This is a genomic window from Microbulbifer mixtoriginis (SeqCode) (genome assembly GCF_052468275.1).
Window position 1 is genome coordinate 1,977,289 of record NZ_CP174341.1, and the last position, 16,955, is coordinate 1,994,243.

Consider the following 16,955-nt stretch of genomic DNA (forward strand, 5'->3'; position numbering starts at 1 on the left):
GTATGGGGAGACCTACAGATGACCGTTGAGGCCCACAAAGAGAGCCACGGGTTCCAGACAGAAGCCAAGCAACTGCTGCACCTGATGATCCACTCGCTCTACTCCAATAAGGAGATTTTCCTGCGCGAGCTGGTATCCAATGCCTCTGATGCCGCTGACAAACTGCGCTTTGAGGCGCTGTCGAAGCCAGAATTATTTGCCGATGATACGGACCTGCGTATTCGTATCGAGTTCGATAAAGATGCGGGCACCCTGACCATTACCGATAACGGTATTGGTATGAGCCGTGACGAAGTGATCGAAAACCTCGGTACCATCGCTCGCTCCGGTACCTCCGCCTTTATGCAGCAACTCACCGGTGACCAGAAAAAAGACGCGCACCTAATCGGTCAGTTTGGTGTTGGTTTTTACTCAGCATTTATTGTTGCCGATAAAGTGGATGTGTTTACCCGTCGCGCAGGTGCAGAAGCCGGTCAGGGTGTGCACTGGGAGTGTCACGGCGAAGCGGAATATTCCGTAGAAAATGCAGAGTTGCCCCAGCGCGGTACCCGTGTCGTTCTGCATCTGAAAGAAGATGCCAAAGAGTTTGCCGATGGTTGGCGCCTGCGCTCCATTATTAAAAAGTACTCCGACCACATCGCTATTCCGGTAGAGATGCTGAAAGAGGAAATGCCGGCGGCAGAGGGTGAGGAAGAAAAAGAAGAGAAGGCGCCCGAGTTTGAAGCGGTCAATGCGGCCCAGGCGTTGTGGACCCGCCCGCGCTCCGAAGTGAAAGCCGAGGAGTACAAAGAATTTTATAAGCATATTTCCCACGATTTTGATGATCCACTCAGCTGGAGCCACAATCGTGTTGAGGGCAAGCAGGATTACACCAGCCTGCTGTATATTCCGGCGCGTGCACCCTTTGACTTGTACCAGCGCGATGCCGCCCGCGGCCTCAAGCTTTATGTACAGCGCACTTTTATCATGGACGACGCCGAGCAGTTCCTGCCGCTGTACCTGCGTTTCGTGAAGGGTGTACTGGACTCCAACGATCTGCCGCTAAACGTTTCCCGTGAAATCCTGCAAAAAGACCGCAATACCGATGCGATCAAAAGCGCACTGACTAAGCGTGTGCTGGATATGCTGGATAAGCTGGCGAAGAAGGACGGTGACGAGTACCAGAAATTCTGGGACCTGTTTGGCAATGTGCTGAAAGAGGGGCCGGCCGAGGATTTCTCCAATAAAGAGAAAGTGGCCAAGCTGCTGCGCTTCGCCACCACGCATACCGATACCGACAAACAAGATCAGTCCCTGGAAGACTACGTCAGCCGTATGAAAGATGGCCAAAAGGCGATCTACTACGTGTGCGCAGACAACTTCGCGACAGCGAAATCCAGCCCTTACCTGGAAGTATTCCGCAAGAAGGGTATCGAGGTGCTGCTGCTCACCGATCAGGTGGACGAGTGGTTCGTGGGCCATATGAACGAGTTTGATGGCAAGCCGTTCCAGGACGTGGCCAAAGGCGCGCTGGATTTGGGTGAAGCCGAGAGCGAAGAGGATAAAGCCGAACGCGAGAAAGTTGAGAATGAGTCCGGTGCGCTGGTTGAGCGCGTGCAGTCTGTTCTGGATAGCCGTGTGGAATCTGTTCGCGCTACCACTCGCCTGGTGGACTCGCCGGCGTGTCTGGTGGTGAGCGAACAGGATATGGGTCCGCAGATGCGCCGCATCCTCGAACAGGCCGGACAGGCGGTACCTGAAGCCAAGCCGATTTTTGAAATTAACCCATCGCACCCGCTGGTACAGCGCCTGGATCAGGAGCAGGATGAGGATCGCTTTGCCGATCTCACCAATATTCTGATGGATCAGGCCAACTTGGCGGCGGGCAACCAGCTAACAGATCCGGCCGACTATGTGCGTCGCCTGAATACACTGCTGCTGGAAATGCACGACTAAGTTTTAATCAGTTGTTATTGGCTTTCAGGAGCCTGGCGCAGTGATTTCTTCGGAAGTTCTTGCGCCTTATTTCTGCGGCCTCAGCGGAACAGCCCGGTTGTGCAACCGGTAGCTTGTCCCGCTGGGGCCGTTTTCCGTTTTTGGCGTGTTAATTTGTAACTTTACGCGCAAGATCCTGATAGTTGAACCCTTTGGGATGAGCGGGTCATACCTCTATAATCCCTGCCCTCGAGAAGCTTTATCGGTATCAATATGCAAAAGGAAACTTCCAACCCTCTCTCCATCGCTGTATTGGGCGGCGGTAGTTTCGGTACGGCCATTGCTAATATTATTGCGGGTAATGGTCACGATACCCGCCAGTGGATGCGGGATTCGGAGAGCGCGGAAGCCTGTCGGGAAACCCGTGAGAACAGCAAGTATTTGCCCGGAGTGGCCCTGCACCCAGAGCTTTGTATCAGCAGCGACCTGCAGGAAGTGGTACGGAACTGCAATATTGTATTTGTCGCTATCCCCAGTAAATCTTTCCGTGAAGTGGTCCGCCGGGTGGCCCCGCTGCTAAAACCGGGCACCATGTTGATTTCCACCACTAAGGGAATAGAGCACGATAGTTTTCATTTGATGAGCGATATCCTGCGCGAGGAGACCCAGGGTATGCGCGTGGGGGTGCTGAGCGGGCCCAACTTCGCTAAGGAAATTGTCGCAGGTCACTACACAGCAACCGTGGTTGCCAGTGAAGATGAAGCGCTGTGCAAGGATATCCAATCCGCACTGCATTCCGAGACTTTCCGCGTTTACTCCAGTAACGATGTGTTTGGTGTGGAACTGGCGGGGGCGCTGAAAAATATCTATGCCATTGTCACCGGTATGGCGGCGGCCTTGGACCGGGGGCAAAATACCATCAGCCTGCTGATTACCCGTTCGCTCGCAGAGATGATGCGCTTTGCCGAGGCTATGGGTGCAGATCCTATGACTTTTATCGGCCTCGCCGGCGTTGGCGATTTAATCCTGACCTGTTCCTCCGACCTCAGCCGTAACTACCGGGTAGGTTATTTGGTGGGCAAGGGCAAGCCTTTGGATCGTGCTGTCGCGGAAATCGGTCAGGTCGCCGAAGGGGTGAATACGGTTCGTCTGATTAAAAAGAAAGCCGATGAAATGGGCGTCTACATGCCCTTGGTTTCCGCAATTCACGCCATATTATTTGAAGAGCGACCGATTCCTGAGGTAATTCGCAATTTAATGTCGGGCGCGCAAACTTTTGATGTGGCCTACTCGGCCAAGCCTTGATGGAAGCCTCTTATGAAAAATGATGATTTAAAGCGCAACCTGACTTCCGGGAACCAGTGGGTGCGGCTGATCTATATGGTGCTGTTTGCGATCTGCCTGCAGATTGCCAGCTGGGTGCTGCTCGCGGTGGTTGTGCTGCAGTTCCTGTTCTCGATTATTGGTGGCAGTGCCAATGATAATTTGCGCCGTTTTGGCGACCAACTCGCCTCCTATATTTATCAGGCGATACAGTTTTTAATTTACAACTCTGAGGAAAAGCCTTTTCCTTTTGCAGAGTGGCCGGAATCTGAAGTGGACGATCTCTCCGGTTACGAGGGCGCGCAAGAGGTTAGTGCAGAAGTTATGGCTTCCGATGATGAAGCCGAGGCCGAGAAAAAAACTGAGTCCAAAAAGGAAGAAGAAGCCGAGGAGGCCATTATCCTCGGTAGTGATGACGGTAAGCCCGAGCTGGTAGAGGAGAGTGCAGAGGAGTCCTCAACGCCCTTCAGTGAGCAGAAGGGTGAGTCTGACAAGCGCGGCGACACACACTAAACCGATTGAGGCGAAGTCAATGCAGCTGTTTATCCTGCGTCATGGTAAGGCCGAACCCATGTACGGTAACGATGCCGGCCGTGCGCTTACGGAGCGCGGTCGTAAGCAGGTGGCGCAGGTATGCAAAGAGCGCGCTGAGGAGTTGTCCTCCGTGCGCGCTATTTGGGCGAGCCCCTTTGTGCGCACTCAGCAGACAGCTGATATTGTCTCCGCCCACTTGGGGTTGCCTGTTGTTACCGAGTCATTGCTGATTGGCGATACCGATCCACAGCAGCTACTCGACAAGTTACAGGAACAGCAAGCCGATCATTTCCCTCTTCTCCTGGTGAGCCATCAACCACTGGTGGGTAGCCTGTTGAACGGTCTCTGCGGTAGTGGCAATCAACACCCGATGGGGACCTCCAGCCTCGCCTGTGTCAGCGCGGAGGTCTGGGCCAATGGTTGTGCTGAGTTGCAGTGGTTACAGCACCCCAGCTAGCCATTTTTCCCTCCGGTTTTTACCCTTTGCCTTCAAATCCCTAGGTTGCTGGCGCTAACTGTCATTGCCTGCGGGCCTTTGGACCTGCACCATCTGGCTCTTTAATATTCACTTTCTTCTGGAATCTGCGCGCATGAAGCAAGCCGCCCCCCGTGAGATCAGCCTGGAATTCGACAGCAAGACCATTGCCGCAAAGCAGTGGGGGGATGGCACAGGGGAGCCGGTATTGGCGCTGCACGGATGGCTGGATAATTGCGCCAGCTTTGATCGTCTGGCCCCACTCTTGAAAGGCGTTAATTTGGTCGCCGTGGATATGGCAGGCCATGGGCGCAGCTACCATCGGTCTCCCCATGCTAATTACAATATTTGGGAAGAAGCTGAGGATATTATTGGTACCTCCGAAGCACTGGGCTGGCGCAGTTTTTCTTTACTGGCCCATTCCCGCGGCGCTATTGCCAGTGTGATAACGGCAGGCACCTTTCCCAAACGCATCAAACGCCTGGCCCTGATTGATGGCCTGGTACCTCCTGCTACCAAGGATAGCGAGGCGCCGGATATTCTCGCTAAGGCTATCGCCCAGCGTGCCCGTTACAGCCAGCGCAGGGCAAAGATTTACCCCACTTTTGAGGGAGCGGTAGAAGCGCGTATGAACGGCATGTTCCCGCTGACAGAATGGGCGGCGCGCGCGCTGGCCGAGCGGGGGACCCTGCCACTAGAAGGTGGCTTCACCTGGAGTAATGATCCGCGCCTGATGGCGGCGTCCTCTGCCAAGCTTAACGAGGCGCAGGTGCGCGCTTTTCTATCCCGCCTGAGCATGCCGGTGCGCCTGGTGCTGGCGAAGGAGGGGATTGCGAATATGATCGAGCGGCTGCGCCCGGTGTTGGAGAGCTATAAAACGATCGAGGTTAGGGAAATACCCGGCAGCCATCACCTGCATATGGAAGAGGGCGCCGAGGGCATTGCCGAGTGGTTTGGTCCCTTCCTGCGTGGAGAAGCTTAGAAGGGCACCCGCTTTGAGTAACTGCCGGGGTCCATTTCACGCACTTCTACCGAGACCGCTGGTACCCCATCGGCAAATTGGCACAGGCAGTTAAAAACCGCTGAACTCAACGCTTCCCGCTCGCGGTTGTTGCGGCCTGCCAGTAAGCGGATTTCCGCGTGAATAAAGCTATCGCCGTGCTCACCGGCAATAAATTGGTCGTAGGGCTTGGCGCGGGTCTTGATGGTATGGGAGGCGAATAAGCCGGAGCTATGCATTGCCTCTTGAGCCGAGCTGACCAGGGCGGCGACAGAAATACGTTCTTCCAGATTCTTGGCGTACTCAATAACCAGATGGGGCATGGTGGTTCACTCCGTGATTGCGGGCGGCCCAGGGGACCGCACGTTGCTAGCTCGCAGCCTTAAGGGCGGCTGATCAGGGAAAGAAACTCGTTGCGTGTGGCTTGGTTCTCGCGGAAGGTGCCCAGCATTGCCGAACTCTTCATCACGGAGTTCTGCTTCTCCACGCCGCGCATCATCATACACATATGCTTTGCTTCAATAATAACGCCAACACCGGCGGCATTAGTGACAGATTGCAGGGTTTTGGCGATCTGTGTGGTCAGCTGCTCCTGGATTTGCAGGCGGCGTGCGTACATATCGACAATACGCGCTACCTTGGATAGGCCCAGCACCTTGCCTTGGGGGATATAGGCCACGTGGGCGCGACCGATAAATGGCAGCATATGGTGCTCGCACAGGGAGTAGAGCTCGATATCCTTGACCAATACCATGTCGGTGCAGTCACTGGGGAAGAGTGCGTCGCTGACAACCTCTTGAACGGTCTGCTGATAGCCGCGGGTCAGGTATTCCATGGCCTTGGCAGCGCGCTTCGGAGTATCTTTGAGTCCGGGGCGCTGCAGGTCTTCGCCGATTGCTTCAATAATTCGTGCGTAGTGTTCGTTCATGCTGCTCTTTCCAACATCTCAGCCCGAGGGGGCGGGTGCGCTACCCTAAGCGTTTGTAACCCGAGAGTAAAGATCCGCGCGGACCTAGGGGCCTATTGGTACCAATTTGATCGCTACTGTCGGGGCCATTGCGAGCTCGGGGAGGCAAAAGGAGTGAATCCACATAAACGACCGACAATGCAGCTGGGTGAAAAATAGCCTAGGCCCTTCGGGTTACAGCTGTTAAACCGTCACTCAGCGTTACTCGTCGCTTATTTGGAACAACCAAACTACACTCCTCGTGCCTTGATTGGCGCTTCTATAGCCACAGCAGAGGCTACTTAATGAGTGACAATAGGCCTTGATGAGATACATAGCACTTAAGGATAGATTCAATGATAGAAAGGCGTGAATCCAGCCTGCACGAGCTGACCACGGTTTTGGACTATATCCGCTGGGGAGCCAGCCGTTTTAGCGAAGCGGGCCTTTGGTATGGTCACGGCACGGACAATGCCTGGGACGAGGCGGTACTGCTGGTAACCCACGCACTGCACCTGCCGCCCTACAGTAAGCAGGAAATCCTGCATGCACGTTTGACCATGGAGGAGAGACGGGACGTGCTTACTCTCCTAGAGCGGCGCTTTATCGAGCGTTTGCCAGCGGCTTATCTGACCAACGAAGCACATTTTTGCGATATGACTTTTTATGTGGATGAGCGGGTGTTGGTGCCGCGTTCCCCTATAGGTGAAATGATCCGCCACAATTTTGAGCCTTGGCTTAATGTAGAACCGTTGGCAATCCTCGACCTCTGTTGTGGCAGTGGCTGTATCGGCCTCGCCTGTGCAGAGGCCTTCCCTGAAGCGAGAGTCGACCTGAGTGATATTTCTGAAGGCGCTATTGAAGTGGCACAGCTGAATATCAATCGCCACCAGCTCAATGAGCGTGTGCGCGCAGTGCAGTCGGATCTTTTCAGTGGTTTGCAAGGCATGAGTTACGAGTTGATCGTGTGTAACCCTCCCTATGTGGATGCACGCGATCTGGCAGAGATGCCGCAAGAATACCTGGCCGAGCCGGAGATTGCCTTGGGTTCCGGTGATGATGGTCTTGATTTTACCCGCCGTTTGCTGCGTGAGGCTGCCAATCACCTTCAGCCAGAAGGCTTACTGGTCTGTGAGGTGGGCAACAGTTGGGAAGCTCTGGAACAGGCTTTCCCGGAAGTGCCATTTATGTGGCCCGAATTTGAGGATGGTGGCCACGGTGTGTTTGTGATTAGTCGCGAAGAGCTGCTCGCCTACCAAAGCCACTTTGAAAAAGAGTAATTCTTTTTCTGAACCCGGCAAAAGCTATTGCCGGGTTCTCTGGTAAAGCCACATAGCTGCAGCAATTGTGCTTTTTACCTTGAACGCCGCGCGCGGCGGCTAGATCCTTTATAATGCGCGGCTCTGCATAAAGCCAACCGCTGTTAATTTATCAACTGTTATCTGGAAAAGTCGCATATGTCGGGCAATACCTTTGGCAAGCTGTTTTGCGTCACCACCTTTGGCGAGAGCCATGGTCCAGCCTTGGGCTGTATCGTCGATGGCTGCCCCCCGGGGTTGGAGATCAGTGAAGAGGAGATCCAGCTGGAGCTGGACCGCCGAAAGCCGGGTACTTCTCGCTATACCACACAGCGCCGTGAACCGGATCAAGTGAAAATTCTATCCGGTGTGTTTGAAGGAAAAACTACCGGTACTCCTATTGGCCTGTTGATTGAAAATACGGATCAGCGCTCTAAAGACTATGGCAATATCGCTGAGCAGGTACGCCCGGCGCACGCCGATTACACCTACTGGCAAAAATACGGTATTCGTGACTACCGCGGTGGAGGTCGCTCTTCTGCAAGGGAGACCGCCATGCGTGTTGCGGCCGGGGCCATCGCCAAGAAATGGCTTAAGCAGAAATACGGTATTGAAGTACGCGGTTACCTGTCCCAGCTGGGACCAATTAAAGTGCAAAAACTGGATTGGGAGCAGGTCGAGCAGAATCCATTCTTTTGCCCGGATGCCGAACGAGTACCCGAGATGGAAGCTTATATGCAAGCCTTGATCAAAGAGGGTAACTCCATCGGTGCAAGGATCTCAGTACACGCCAGCGGCGTCCCTGCAGGGCTGGGCGAGCCGATTTTTGATCGCCTGGATGCAGACTTGGCCCATGGCCTGATGAGTATCAACGCGGTGAAAGGGGTGGAGATTGGAGCCGGCTTTGATTGTGTGGAGCAAAAGGGCACCGAGCATCGCGATGAAATTACTCCCGAGGAGGGTTTCCTCTCCAATAATGCCGGTGGCATTCTCGGCGGTATTTCCAGTGGCCAGGATCTTGTTGCCCATATTGCACTGAAACCCACTTCCAGCTTGCGTATCCCCGGCCGAAGTATCGATCGCTCAGGCAATGCTATTGAGGTGGTCACCAAAGGTCGCCACGATCCCTGCGTAGGTATCCGCGCAACGCCAATTGCTGAAGCAATGATGGCTCTTGTTTTGATCGACCATGCTCTGCGCCACCGAGCACAGAATGGTGACGTAACACCGGGATAATTTGATCGGCCTTTTTCTATTGCGATACCGGCGAAAGCCGGTATCCGGTCTTCTCGCTGCTAAGATGCAGCCAATAAGCTAAGCCCCTGTACTTCCTCTACTTTACCCCCAAAAAATAGTTAGCTCCAGCTTCCTCAATTTTATTAATGTTGCGCAGTCGATCTGAGGGGCTTAAAACGCCTTTATTTCCCCGGTTTACGACATGGGTATAAATTTCAGTAGTACTAACATCCGAATGCCCTAGCAGCTCCTGAATCGTACGCAAGTCATAACCCGCTTCGAGCAAGTGAGTCGCAAAACTATGGCGAAATGCATGGCAACGAGCCGGTTTGTTGACTCCCGCTAGCTTGACAGCTATACGAACCTGGCGCGCTAAAGTTGTTGCGTGCATATGGTGCCTTCTGTTTTCACCGGAGCGAGGACATTGGCCGATGGTGCTGGAAGGGAAAAGGTATTGCCAGGCGAGTTGTCGGCTTGCACTTGGATACTTTCTTTCCAAAGCGTTAGGTAAATAAACCGAACCAAAACCGGCCAAAAGATCTTGTTGGTGCAATAGGGAAACCGTCTCTATTTGCCTATGTAACTGCACAATTAGCCCGTTAGGTAATATTGTAGTGCGATCCTTATCCCCCTTGCCACCTCGAACAAAAATATTATTGCTGTCGAAGTCTATATCCTTTACCCATAAAGAAAGCAGTTCGGCACTGCGAAGGCCGCTACCGTACATTAGCTCAACTTGTAATCTGTAAGTGCCTTCAAGATGATCCAAAATTGCTGATATTTCTCTACGGCTATAAACCACAGGTAAGTACTTTTGTTGTTTTGCCAGTTTAAGGTCCAATGCTTGAATATCCCTACCTAAGAATCTCTTGTACAGATATATCAAAGCGTTCAGAGCTATTCGTTGTGTATTCGCGGAGCAGAGACCTTGAACTGCAAGGTGAGAGAGAAACGTCTCAATCTCAACAGCTCCCATATCAGCAGGGTGCTTCTTTTTATTGAAATGAATGAAGCGTTTAACCCAATGCGTGTAAGTTTGTTCTGTTCGGTACGACAGTCCTTGTTTTCGAATATGAAATCGCAGATTGTCCATAAAGCGTTCAGGCTTACTTGGAATTTTGTGGCGAATCTCATCCATGATATTGGCCTTTATCTGTTTTTATATACAGTATTTACTATTTTGTTCTGCTGTCAATATCAGAATTCAAGAGAAGCTCCTTCTATTTCTGGGGGTGACGATCTATATCTTTGATTTTTATGGAGAAGGTAATGTTATAAAGAGCAGAAAAGGCAGATAGATATATAGCGTCTGCTATATATCTATCTGTTGAAAATTATGCCAAAGATCTTAACTTTTTGATATTATTAGGTTTTTGAGATTATCTTGAAAGAAATGAGTCGAATTATATAGGAGGGTGATATAAAGACGCTTCTTTTGAATTAACTGTTATGTGCAAGGAAATTAAAATCGGATTATTTTATAAAATATTTATCTTTATCATTGGAGTAGCCCCTGCAACATGTTGGTTCTTGCTTGGGTCATATTGGTCTTTTGGCTTATTTAATAATATTGTCAATATCCCGTTATGGTTATTGTTTTATAGTTTTGCTCTATTTGGAGTCTTAGGCTTCTGGCTTGAGTTGCTAAAGCCAGATAAATATAAAGCACTTATTTCTATTGGGATGATCCTTGGTTGTCTTGTTACTTGTGTAATATATTTTACAGAACCTAATATGTTTAGAGAGCTATTTTTAGCAGTTTTCTCACCTGTTGTAGCTGGCATTGTAATATTAATAAAAAATGCACATAACAAGTTTGTGCACAGGACTTAATTTCCGTTACACCTTTTGCCATTGCTTCGCAATTATACGGCAAAAGGTTCCACTACAATCAAGCCTGTGACAAAGGCGTTAGGCATCAAGGAGTAGATAGTGTCTTTGAAAGTTGGAGACTGGGTTAGAAGTTACAGCTCAGGAATATGGCAGGTGTATCGAATAATTGACTATAAATGCCTAGATCCTGTCACAGGAGAAGAGCAGAATAAAACTACTGTATTCTCTAAACGCTTTGTATCTAATTCGTGCAAAGGTTCTTTCAAAGAGGAATGTTGCGATTCTTCATTGGTCGAGAAATTGAGCAAAGATGAAAGAGCGGAGCTACAAATTTTCATCGGAGAAAATAAAAATCTGTATGAGAAATATTTGGCTTATGAGCCTAAAGGTATCGATTGTATCTACAACGCAAGAATAGGAGTGCCTGAGTCGAGAGATTTGTCAGAAATTAACGATTCACTATCTGGCGCAGAAGCAATGAGAGACATAGATATAAGCCGCTATTTAACCGAACTAGGCTACAACACGAAGGCAATGCCGTCTTGGACAGTGCAATTTGTTTCTAAGAATTTCAGCGTGGTGGGTGATTACCTAATGTTTAGATTCAACAGGGTCTTGGAGTATTGAATGCCTAACAAATCAATCAACTACGCGCCTTCGGCGCCGGACAGCTTACACTGCGCTTCGCTTCGTTCCAGCTGTCGGTTATTGAGGCGTTATGTATCTGCTGCGCTATGAAACTTTAAAGGATCAAAAATGAATAAAATTAAATTTGTTGTGATTTTAATGTCAGTACTTGTCTCAAATAGCTCTTTAGCTTGCGATTTGTTTAGCAAAATTATTGACGGCAACCCTATAGATGTAGAGCTGTGTCTGAAAGCAGGTGCTGATGTCAATAAAAAATCAGCTATGGCGAATGCAAGTCCTTTAGTCATTGCTGTTAATCACTCCGGTAGAATTTCACCCAAAATAGTAAAGTCGCTTATAGACGCGGGGGCTAAAGTAAACTACATGGATGACCATGGAGTAATCCCGCTTATTACAGCATCAAAGAAAGGCTATATTGAGGTGGTAAAGTTGCTAATTAGTGGCGGAGCAAACGTAGACATTAAGGATAAAAAGGGAAGAACACCATTAATTATGGCGGCTATTAATAATCAACTAGAAGCAGTAAAAATGCTTGTTGCACATGGTGCTGATCCAAGAATCAAAGATAACTCAGGTCAGGATGCAATAGCCAGAGCGAAAAGCTGGAAAAGAAACGATATTGTTGCTTATTTAGAGTCTCTCAAAAATACATAACAAAAGGTTGCAGTACGTTCCGGCCTTTGGCCTCCACCGGACTCGTCAAGCCTCGCTTGCTGAGCCACTGAACCAGGCGTTAAGCGCATAGGGATAGATTGTGCTGCCAAATCATCATAAAGAAATTGCCGTTTTCCTGAAGGAACGTCTACAAGGCAGTGCATCAGTTACAGCCTTCCGAGACAACCACGGCTCCAGGCCTATTCCTATTGGGCAATTCGGTGGTTCCTTTTTTTCAACCATCGGTGCGTTTGATATGCAGCTGAAGCTGCCAAACGGTAACTTTGAGCTTGCGGCATCTGGCACCCCTGAATGGCTTCCAAACGCCGTTGCATCATCGATCTACTGGCTTACTGGGCGAGAGTGCAGTGAATGGCCACTCGTGTGTGAAGATGTCGTCAGAGACAATACCAGAAGCACGTATCGCCACATGGCATACGTCCCTTCGATATTTGGTCTGACCGTGTCGTCTGGCCAAACTATTCAATGGTTACTGGGCGTCCCCCTAGTCGACCGCGACATAGGCATTACAGCTTCACAGGTTTTAGAGAGAGCGCAGAAATTGTACCCAGACTGGTTGTTCAGTGCTGGCGCTTAACAAACAGGTCAAGTTCGCCCTTCGGGCGGGACGCTCCGCAGCTTCGCTGCTACGCGCCCCTTACCTGAGGCGTTAGCCGTAAGAAGTAGCTCATGGATAAATACGAGATTAAAGAATTAATAGGCGATTACGTAGAAGGAATTGTATCCCTGGATAGTCTAGACGGGTTGATTCAAGCGGTATTACTTGGTCCCGTTGAAACTAGTCAAGGACTACAACGCTATTACATTGATATAGATGCTTTACTGCTTGATAATATCGATACTTCAGAGTCAATTTGGAGTCTTGGGGAGGATGAAACCTATAAAGGCAAAGAATCAGAAATTGTCTTTTTCGAAGAGTTAAACCACCTTCGGGGAGTAAGAAAAAGAATATTGTCTCAAGAGGATGGTATTGCTAAATGGCAGCGTATCGAGTTAAAAGTATTAAATAGAATCGGCGAATTACATGGCTAACAAGTCACTCCAGCTGACGTTTTTTCCGTCGGTCCTTTTTGTGCTTATAGCACAAACGGACTCCTCCAAAAACGCAGCTGAGTGAAGCGTTATGTTTCAGAGAGTCATGAATAAAGTAGTAAATATTAGTGAGGTATTTAGCTGGCTGTTTCTACTTGTCTGGTTGTTATTGTCACTCAGGCAAGGCTGGGAAGGCATGCTTTTCGGCTTGCCGATCGCGTTTTATTTAGCAGCATTCTTACTATCTGTTGGCAGTGGGATGTATGAAGCTCTATCGGCACAAAGAGAAGTATCGTACAGTGTAGTGCTGCGGCGTTTTATACCAGGTATTTTTTGTGCCGTGTTCTTTGTTTGCATAATAGCTTTGGGCTTAAGCAAGTGAAAAAATATAACAGGCCTAGGCACGGGAAAATTTTCCGCTGCGCTCCAAATTTTCACGTGCTAAGGGCGTTATGCATCCAGTAGTTCAGAAAGGATTTAGAAGGAAACTAGACCGTGAAGAAAAAGCATTTTGAAAATTGGTCCAAGACAAGAGAAAAGGGAAGATCGAAATTTATTCTTATTAATGGATTGCTGGCTTGGGGGTTACCAATGTTTTTGGTCATGACATTCATAGCTAACAAGCCTGATGACGGACAGTGGTCGCCAACATTTATTGCTTTTAGCGCTGTTCTTTGGGCTCTGGGAGGTTTGGCTTTTGGCTATTTCGCATGGGGTTCAACTGAGCGCGCATACAAGAAGGAACTAGCAAAGCAGTAAAATGCATACAAGCGCAAGCAGTATGCTACGGCCCTTTGGGCCTCCACGGGACGCCCAATGCTATGCACGTTTTGTGCGGGTTGCTACGCTCCCACTTTTGCACAAGACGTGCATAGCATTGGTCGCCCCTGTTGCGGGCGTTATCATTTGTGGCTTTTGAAAATTTAGGGGCAGCTCATGTTTCATTTACTTGATCAAGCTCAATGGTTGTATGAAAAGCGTGCTGCGAATTGTCCTCACTGCGGAGCTGCACACGAGGAACGAAGATTTGATTGTCATCTTTGTCACATTGATTTCAGTAGCGATGAAATAGAAAAAATGGATGAGCAACGGATAATGAGTTTCAAGCGTTCCGCAATTTCTGGTTTGATATTTTTCCCTATATTTATCGCTCTCTTTATTTTGTTTCTAACTAATTACCGGTAGTACATGATAACAAGTTGCTGCATCCGACCACCTACACTCTGCTCGCTTTGTACTGTACGCTACGCTAGCACAAAGCGGCTCCATTCCGGTGGCGGCTGAGCAAGGCGTTATGCGTCTACTAGCTAGAACTTTCATTTGAACTATCGGACGATAGTAGAAGGTTGGGTTCGAATAAGTACTGAGAGTTTTTGGCTGTTTCACTCAGAAGAAGGCAACGATATTAGAAAAGGAAATTCTATGGATGTATCAACAATGTTCTCATTGTGGATCGTTGGGTCAATAATTTCTCTCTTGGTTGCAGCATTTATTTTGGAGCTGCTTTGGAACACTACAATCCCGGGAATATTCAATGTTCGTGAAATAGGATATTGGGTGGCTATAAAGTTGATCCTGATTTGCACAATTTTGTTCGGAGCGCCATATTTTAATGTGCAATCAAATACAGTACTTTAGGCAAGGTGGATCTGCCGTAGCTCCATACGCATAACAAGGCCGGGCAATTCGCTCCAGGCCTTCGGCCCTCCGCGGGACAGCTTACCTTGTGCACGTTTTGCGCAGGTCGCTGCGCTCCCATTTTTGCGCAAAACGCGCACAAGGTAAGCTGCCCCTGCCGGCGGCGTTATGCGTCTTAGAGGTATAAGTTGAGCATTGTAGAGTTATGCCGTTGGATAATCGGATGCAGCTGGATCTATCACGGGCTTATGCCGAAGCTCGTTCATATCGCTCCGTTAGAACAAAAAATGACAAATGGGTTTGGCTTTGGAGTAGAGGCGTCTCAGGTACTTACCAGAGTTGCAGGAGCAGGTGAAATACTGTTTGGCATAGTCTTTATTGTTTTTTATCGATCGCTTGCTATCAATGTGCTCAATATCTCTGCCTTACTTGCACTAATGATTTTTGTTGCTGTAATTTCACCCATATTATTGATTGAAGCGTTCAATCCGGTTACAACAAATATTCCAATTATTGCTTTAAGTGCAATTCTTATAATGGAGCTCCGTAGTGAGCGAAACGCATAACAAACGCAGGCAGTTTGCTACGGCCCTTCGGGCCTCCGCGGGGCGTTATGTGGAAATTGACCCAAAACACATTTAGAGGTGAGAGAATGTCCTATTTTGTCATGACAGAAGGGATTTATAAAATTGATGAGATATTCTTTGGTGCGACCAAAGATGAGTTGGTAGAAAAAGCCAGAGACATGATTGATCAGTGGCCAGAGTATATTGAAATGGAGACTGATGAAATTATAGAGATGGCAGAGGCCGGCAATGCAGAATTTGATCTGGTCGAAATGTCTGGCCCCATGCCCTCGCAAGATATATCCAAAGCTGAGCTTATTTCTTTATATGAGAGCCAGCATTCATAAAAGGTAAGGCCACATAACAAGTGGGTGATGTTCGTTCCAGCCACTGCGTGGCTTCCACCGGACCTCCGCTTCGCTTTGGCCGCATACCCAGGGCGTTACATATGAAGTACCAATTATCTATACAAGGATAGTCCATGAAAGAATTAGTAGTTCCAGCAATTGTTTTTTTATAGCATCTTGTGGCAGTACGTTCACAAAAACCGGTGATGTATCTCATAATGCATTTAGTAAAAATTGTGAAGTTACTGTTTTCACAATACCGCCTAAGATAGATTTTGATGAACTGGGTGTTGTTGAGTTTAAACTTATCCCATTTGTTGGTTATCCAAGAACCATTTCATCAGCTAAATCTCAAGCAAGCCCGCTAGTGTGCGCAAATGGTGGTAATGCCTTGCTATTATGGGAAGAAAATGGTATTGGGCAGTATTTGAAAGGTACTGTTATTCGAGTTAAGTAAGTTATATAACAAGTCGATGCTGTTCGTTACGGCCCTGCGGGCCTCTACCGGACAGCCTACGCTTTGCTTCGGCTGTCCTTGCTGGCAACGTTATGTATTTTAGTTTGTGGTAATTATGTTAGAAGAATTTAAAAAAATAATCTATGAAGGGCTTAGGAAGGCCAAAGCGCGTGAATTAGATATATATACCTTTGCCTTGTATCATGACCATGAGTCGCATGTGGCAACGGTATGTATTGACACAGTTGAGTCTTCATTACGAGCTGTTATATCAAGTAATAAATTTTCAAATGAGCGATTTATGAGGGCGGTAGATAATGGAGATATAGAAGCTGCAGCATCATGGAATGCCATCAGTGGTAGGAGCTTAATGCTTGGTGATTTTGCACTTGCTAATGCATAAGAAGTAGATGTTCCTCGTAAGCCAAAGAAACCTGAGTTTTATCAAGAAATGGTTAAAGCTATCGAAGAGATGCGAGATTTAATAAAGCAACAGAGTAGCCATGGTTGTAACTTAATGTTTTGCTGCTCAACTGAGGCATCTGAGGTGGGGTTGGTTTGGTCATAAACATAACAAGCCGCTCAAGCACTATTCCGGCCGCGAAAAGCGCAGCCTCCACTGGACTTGCTACGCGTTGCTTCGCTCGCCGCTTAGCGGGGCGTTAATGGGCGCGGGTACAATCGAAAACAATGAATAACAAACTAAATATAAATACGTTGGTAATGCTTCTTGTGAGCTTGGCATTCAATTATTTTACTGCCAGCCTAATTGCAACTAACGAAGGACCTTCAGCATATGACATAGGATTTGTTTTTGGCCGTGCCATAATCAGTGTTCTAATTGCTTTTGCAATAGTAGGTATACCTTTTGCCATTTTTCGCCGCGGGAAAAAGAAATTTACTAGAGGGGCTTACATAGTCTGGTGGGTTATCTTTGTTGTGCTAAGTTTAATGGCTTTGTTTGGTAATATGTTGCCGCCGGAGGGTTAAGCCATTAACAAGTTACTCAAGTTCACTCCGGGCCTTCGGCCCT

General features: G+C 48.6%; 21 protein-coding genes. 18 read left to right on the top strand and 3 right to left on the bottom strand.

Annotated features, from left to right (window positions below; translation table 11 throughout):
• The first annotated feature begins 18 nt into the window (after positions 1 to 18).
• The 5 genes from htpG to ACJJIC_RS08620 all read left to right on the top strand — a co-directional run bounded on the left by htpG (position 19) and on the right by ACJJIC_RS08620 (position 5,228).
• Positions 19 to 1,935, top strand: coding sequence for a molecular chaperone HtpG (htpG, locus tag ACJJIC_RS08600; protein ID WP_445356775.1), 1,917 nt, complete (start codon positions 19 to 21; stop codon positions 1,933 to 1,935).
• A 252-nt stretch (positions 1,936 to 2,187) separates the two neighbouring features.
• Positions 2,188 to 3,219 (top strand): NAD(P)H-dependent glycerol-3-phosphate dehydrogenase, encoded by a 1,032-nt coding sequence (locus tag ACJJIC_RS08605; protein WP_252082853.1) that lies wholly within the window; start codon positions 2,188 to 2,190, stop codon positions 3,217 to 3,219.
• A gap of 12 nt (positions 3,220 to 3,231) precedes the next feature.
• Positions 3,232 to 3,750 carry a DUF4389 domain-containing protein gene (locus tag ACJJIC_RS08610; RefSeq protein ID WP_444910231.1) on the top strand — a complete coding sequence of 173 codons (519 nt, stop codon included), beginning with the start codon at positions 3,232 to 3,234 and terminating at the stop codon, positions 3,748 to 3,750.
• Between the two features lie 19 nt (positions 3,751 to 3,769).
• A complete protein-coding gene (gene sixA / locus ACJJIC_RS08615; protein WP_444910230.1) occupies positions 3,770 to 4,228 on the top strand; it encodes a phosphohistidine phosphatase SixA in 459 nt (152 codons plus the stop codon).
• Positions 4,229 to 4,361: 133 nt separating this feature from the next.
• A complete protein-coding gene (locus ACJJIC_RS08620) occupies positions 4,362 to 5,228 on the top strand; it encodes an alpha/beta fold hydrolase (protein ID WP_444910229.1) in 867 nt (288 codons plus the stop codon).
• Here the strand turns inward: ACJJIC_RS08620 and ACJJIC_RS08625 are convergent.
• A complete protein-coding gene (locus ACJJIC_RS08625) occupies positions 5,225 to 5,569 on the bottom strand; it encodes a 5-carboxymethyl-2-hydroxymuconate Delta-isomerase (RefSeq protein WP_252082845.1) in 345 nt (114 codons plus the stop codon). The genes ACJJIC_RS08620 and ACJJIC_RS08625 overlap by 4 nt on opposite strands.
• 59 nt (positions 5,570 to 5,628) lie before the next feature.
• Complete coding sequence (gene folE / locus ACJJIC_RS08630; protein ID WP_252082843.1) at positions 5,629 to 6,174, bottom strand: GTP cyclohydrolase I FolE; 546 nt, start codon at positions 6,172 to 6,174, stop codon at positions 5,629 to 5,631.
• A gap of 374 nt (positions 6,175 to 6,548) precedes the next feature.
• On the opposite strand from folE, the gene prmB reads away from it, so the two are divergent.
• Both prmB and aroC read left to right on the top strand, forming a co-directional pair.
• Entirely contained in the window at positions 6,549 to 7,472 is a 924-nt protein-coding gene (prmB, locus tag ACJJIC_RS08635) for a 50S ribosomal protein L3 N(5)-glutamine methyltransferase (RefSeq protein ID WP_444884114.1), read from the top strand.
• A 177-nt stretch (positions 7,473 to 7,649) separates the two neighbouring features.
• Positions 7,650 to 8,726: a chorismate synthase gene (gene aroC, locus ACJJIC_RS08640; protein ID WP_444910228.1), complete on the top strand. Its 1,077-nt coding sequence runs from the start codon at positions 7,650 to 7,652 to the stop codon at positions 8,724 to 8,726.
• Positions 8,727 to 8,823: 97 nt separating this feature from the next.
• Here the strand turns inward: aroC and ACJJIC_RS08645 are convergent, their stop codons facing one another.
• The gene (locus tag ACJJIC_RS08645) at positions 8,824 to 9,864 is read right to left on the bottom strand and encodes an integron integrase (protein ID WP_444910227.1); all 1,041 of its coding nucleotides are present in this window, start codon (positions 9,862 to 9,864) and stop codon (positions 8,824 to 8,826) included.
• 311 nt (positions 9,865 to 10,175) lie between these two features.
• Here ACJJIC_RS08645 and ACJJIC_RS08650 point away from each other — a divergent pair, with 311 nt between their 5' ends.
• The 11 genes from ACJJIC_RS08650 (at position 10,176) to ACJJIC_RS08700 (ending at position 16,912) form a co-directional block, all read left to right on the top strand.
• Entirely contained in the window at positions 10,176 to 10,559 is a 384-nt protein-coding gene (locus ACJJIC_RS08650) for a hypothetical protein (protein ID WP_445356776.1), read from the top strand.
• A gap of 99 nt (positions 10,560 to 10,658) precedes the next feature.
• On the top strand, positions 10,659 to 11,186 hold the full coding sequence (locus ACJJIC_RS08655; protein ID WP_445356777.1) for a hypothetical protein: 528 nt from the start codon (positions 10,659 to 10,661) through the stop codon (positions 11,184 to 11,186).
• Positions 11,187 to 11,315: 129 nt separating this feature from the next.
• The gene (locus ACJJIC_RS08660; RefSeq protein WP_444910224.1) at positions 11,316 to 11,861 is read left to right on the top strand and encodes an ankyrin repeat domain-containing protein; all 546 of its coding nucleotides are present in this window, start codon (positions 11,316 to 11,318) and stop codon (positions 11,859 to 11,861) included.
• A 100-nt stretch (positions 11,862 to 11,961) separates the two neighbouring features.
• Entirely contained in the window at positions 11,962 to 12,459 is a 498-nt protein-coding gene (locus ACJJIC_RS08665; protein WP_444910223.1) for a hypothetical protein, read from the top strand.
• 92 nt (positions 12,460 to 12,551) lie between these two features.
• On the top strand, positions 12,552 to 12,914 hold the full coding sequence (locus ACJJIC_RS08670) for a hypothetical protein (RefSeq protein ID WP_444910222.1): 363 nt from the start codon (positions 12,552 to 12,554) through the stop codon (positions 12,912 to 12,914).
• Between the two features lie 106 nt (positions 12,915 to 13,020).
• Entirely contained in the window at positions 13,021 to 13,296 is a 276-nt protein-coding gene (locus ACJJIC_RS08675; RefSeq protein ID WP_444910221.1) for a hypothetical protein, read from the top strand.
• 113 nt (positions 13,297 to 13,409) lie between these two features.
• A complete protein-coding gene (locus ACJJIC_RS08680; RefSeq protein WP_444910220.1) occupies positions 13,410 to 13,673 on the top strand; it encodes a hypothetical protein in 264 nt (87 codons plus the stop codon).
• A 1,067-nt stretch (positions 13,674 to 14,740) separates the two neighbouring features.
• Positions 14,741 to 15,118: a DoxX-like family protein gene (locus ACJJIC_RS08685; protein WP_444910218.1), complete on the top strand. Its 378-nt coding sequence runs from the start codon at positions 14,741 to 14,743 to the stop codon at positions 15,116 to 15,118.
• Between the two features lie 86 nt (positions 15,119 to 15,204).
• Complete coding sequence (locus ACJJIC_RS08690) at positions 15,205 to 15,465, top strand: hypothetical protein (RefSeq protein WP_444910217.1); 261 nt, start codon at positions 15,205 to 15,207, stop codon at positions 15,463 to 15,465.
• A 572-nt stretch (positions 15,466 to 16,037) separates the two neighbouring features.
• Positions 16,038 to 16,325 carry a hypothetical protein gene (locus ACJJIC_RS08695; RefSeq protein WP_444910216.1) on the top strand — a complete coding sequence of 96 codons (288 nt, stop codon included), beginning with the start codon at positions 16,038 to 16,040 and terminating at the stop codon, positions 16,323 to 16,325.
• 287 nt (positions 16,326 to 16,612) lie between these two features.
• Entirely contained in the window at positions 16,613 to 16,912 is a 300-nt protein-coding gene (locus tag ACJJIC_RS08700; protein WP_444910215.1) for a hypothetical protein, read from the top strand.
• Positions 16,913 to 16,955: the final 43 nt, after the last annotated feature.

What these genes read in the sequence shown, in the direction of transcription:
- htpG (WP_445356775.1), top strand. Translation starts at nt 19, where the DNA reads ATGACCGTTGAGGCCCACAAAGAGAGCCACGGGTTCCAGACAGAAGCC.
- ACJJIC_RS08605 (WP_252082853.1), top strand. Translation starts at nt 2,188, where the DNA reads ATGCAAAAGGAAACTTCCAACCCTCTCTCCATCGCTGTATTGGGCGGC.
- ACJJIC_RS08610 (WP_444910231.1), top strand. Translation starts at nt 3,232, where the DNA reads ATGAAAAATGATGATTTAAAGCGCAACCTGACTTCCGGGAACCAGTGG.
- sixA (WP_444910230.1), top strand. Translation starts at nt 3,770, where the DNA reads ATGCAGCTGTTTATCCTGCGTCATGGTAAGGCCGAACCCATGTACGGT.
- ACJJIC_RS08620 (WP_444910229.1), top strand. Translation starts at nt 4,362, where the DNA reads ATGAAGCAAGCCGCCCCCCGTGAGATCAGCCTGGAATTCGACAGCAAG.
- ACJJIC_RS08625 (WP_252082845.1), bottom strand. Translation starts at nt 5,569, where the DNA reads ATGCCCCATCTGGTTATTGAGTACGCCAAGAATCTGGAAGAACGTATT.
- folE (WP_252082843.1), bottom strand. Translation starts at nt 6,174, where the DNA reads ATGAACGAACACTACGCACGAATTATTGAAGCAATCGGCGAAGACCTG.
- prmB (WP_444884114.1), top strand. Translation starts at nt 6,549, where the DNA reads ATGATAGAAAGGCGTGAATCCAGCCTGCACGAGCTGACCACGGTTTTG.
- aroC (WP_444910228.1), top strand. Translation starts at nt 7,650, where the DNA reads ATGTCGGGCAATACCTTTGGCAAGCTGTTTTGCGTCACCACCTTTGGC.
- ACJJIC_RS08645 (WP_444910227.1), bottom strand. Translation starts at nt 9,864, where the DNA reads ATGGATGAGATTCGCCACAAAATTCCAAGTAAGCCTGAACGCTTTATG.
- ACJJIC_RS08650 (WP_445356776.1), top strand. Translation starts at nt 10,176, where the DNA reads ATGTGCAAGGAAATTAAAATCGGATTATTTTATAAAATATTTATCTTT.
- ACJJIC_RS08660 (WP_444910224.1), top strand. Translation starts at nt 11,316, where the DNA reads ATGAATAAAATTAAATTTGTTGTGATTTTAATGTCAGTACTTGTCTCA.
- ACJJIC_RS08670 (WP_444910222.1), top strand. Translation starts at nt 12,552, where the DNA reads ATGGATAAATACGAGATTAAAGAATTAATAGGCGATTACGTAGAAGGA.
- ACJJIC_RS08675 (WP_444910221.1), top strand. Translation starts at nt 13,021, where the DNA reads ATGAATAAAGTAGTAAATATTAGTGAGGTATTTAGCTGGCTGTTTCTA.
- ACJJIC_RS08690 (WP_444910217.1), top strand. Translation starts at nt 15,205, where the DNA reads ATGTCCTATTTTGTCATGACAGAAGGGATTTATAAAATTGATGAGATA.
- ACJJIC_RS08695 (WP_444910216.1), top strand. Translation starts at nt 16,038, where the DNA reads ATGTTAGAAGAATTTAAAAAAATAATCTATGAAGGGCTTAGGAAGGCC.
- ACJJIC_RS08700 (WP_444910215.1), top strand. Translation starts at nt 16,613, where the DNA reads ATGAATAACAAACTAAATATAAATACGTTGGTAATGCTTCTTGTGAGC.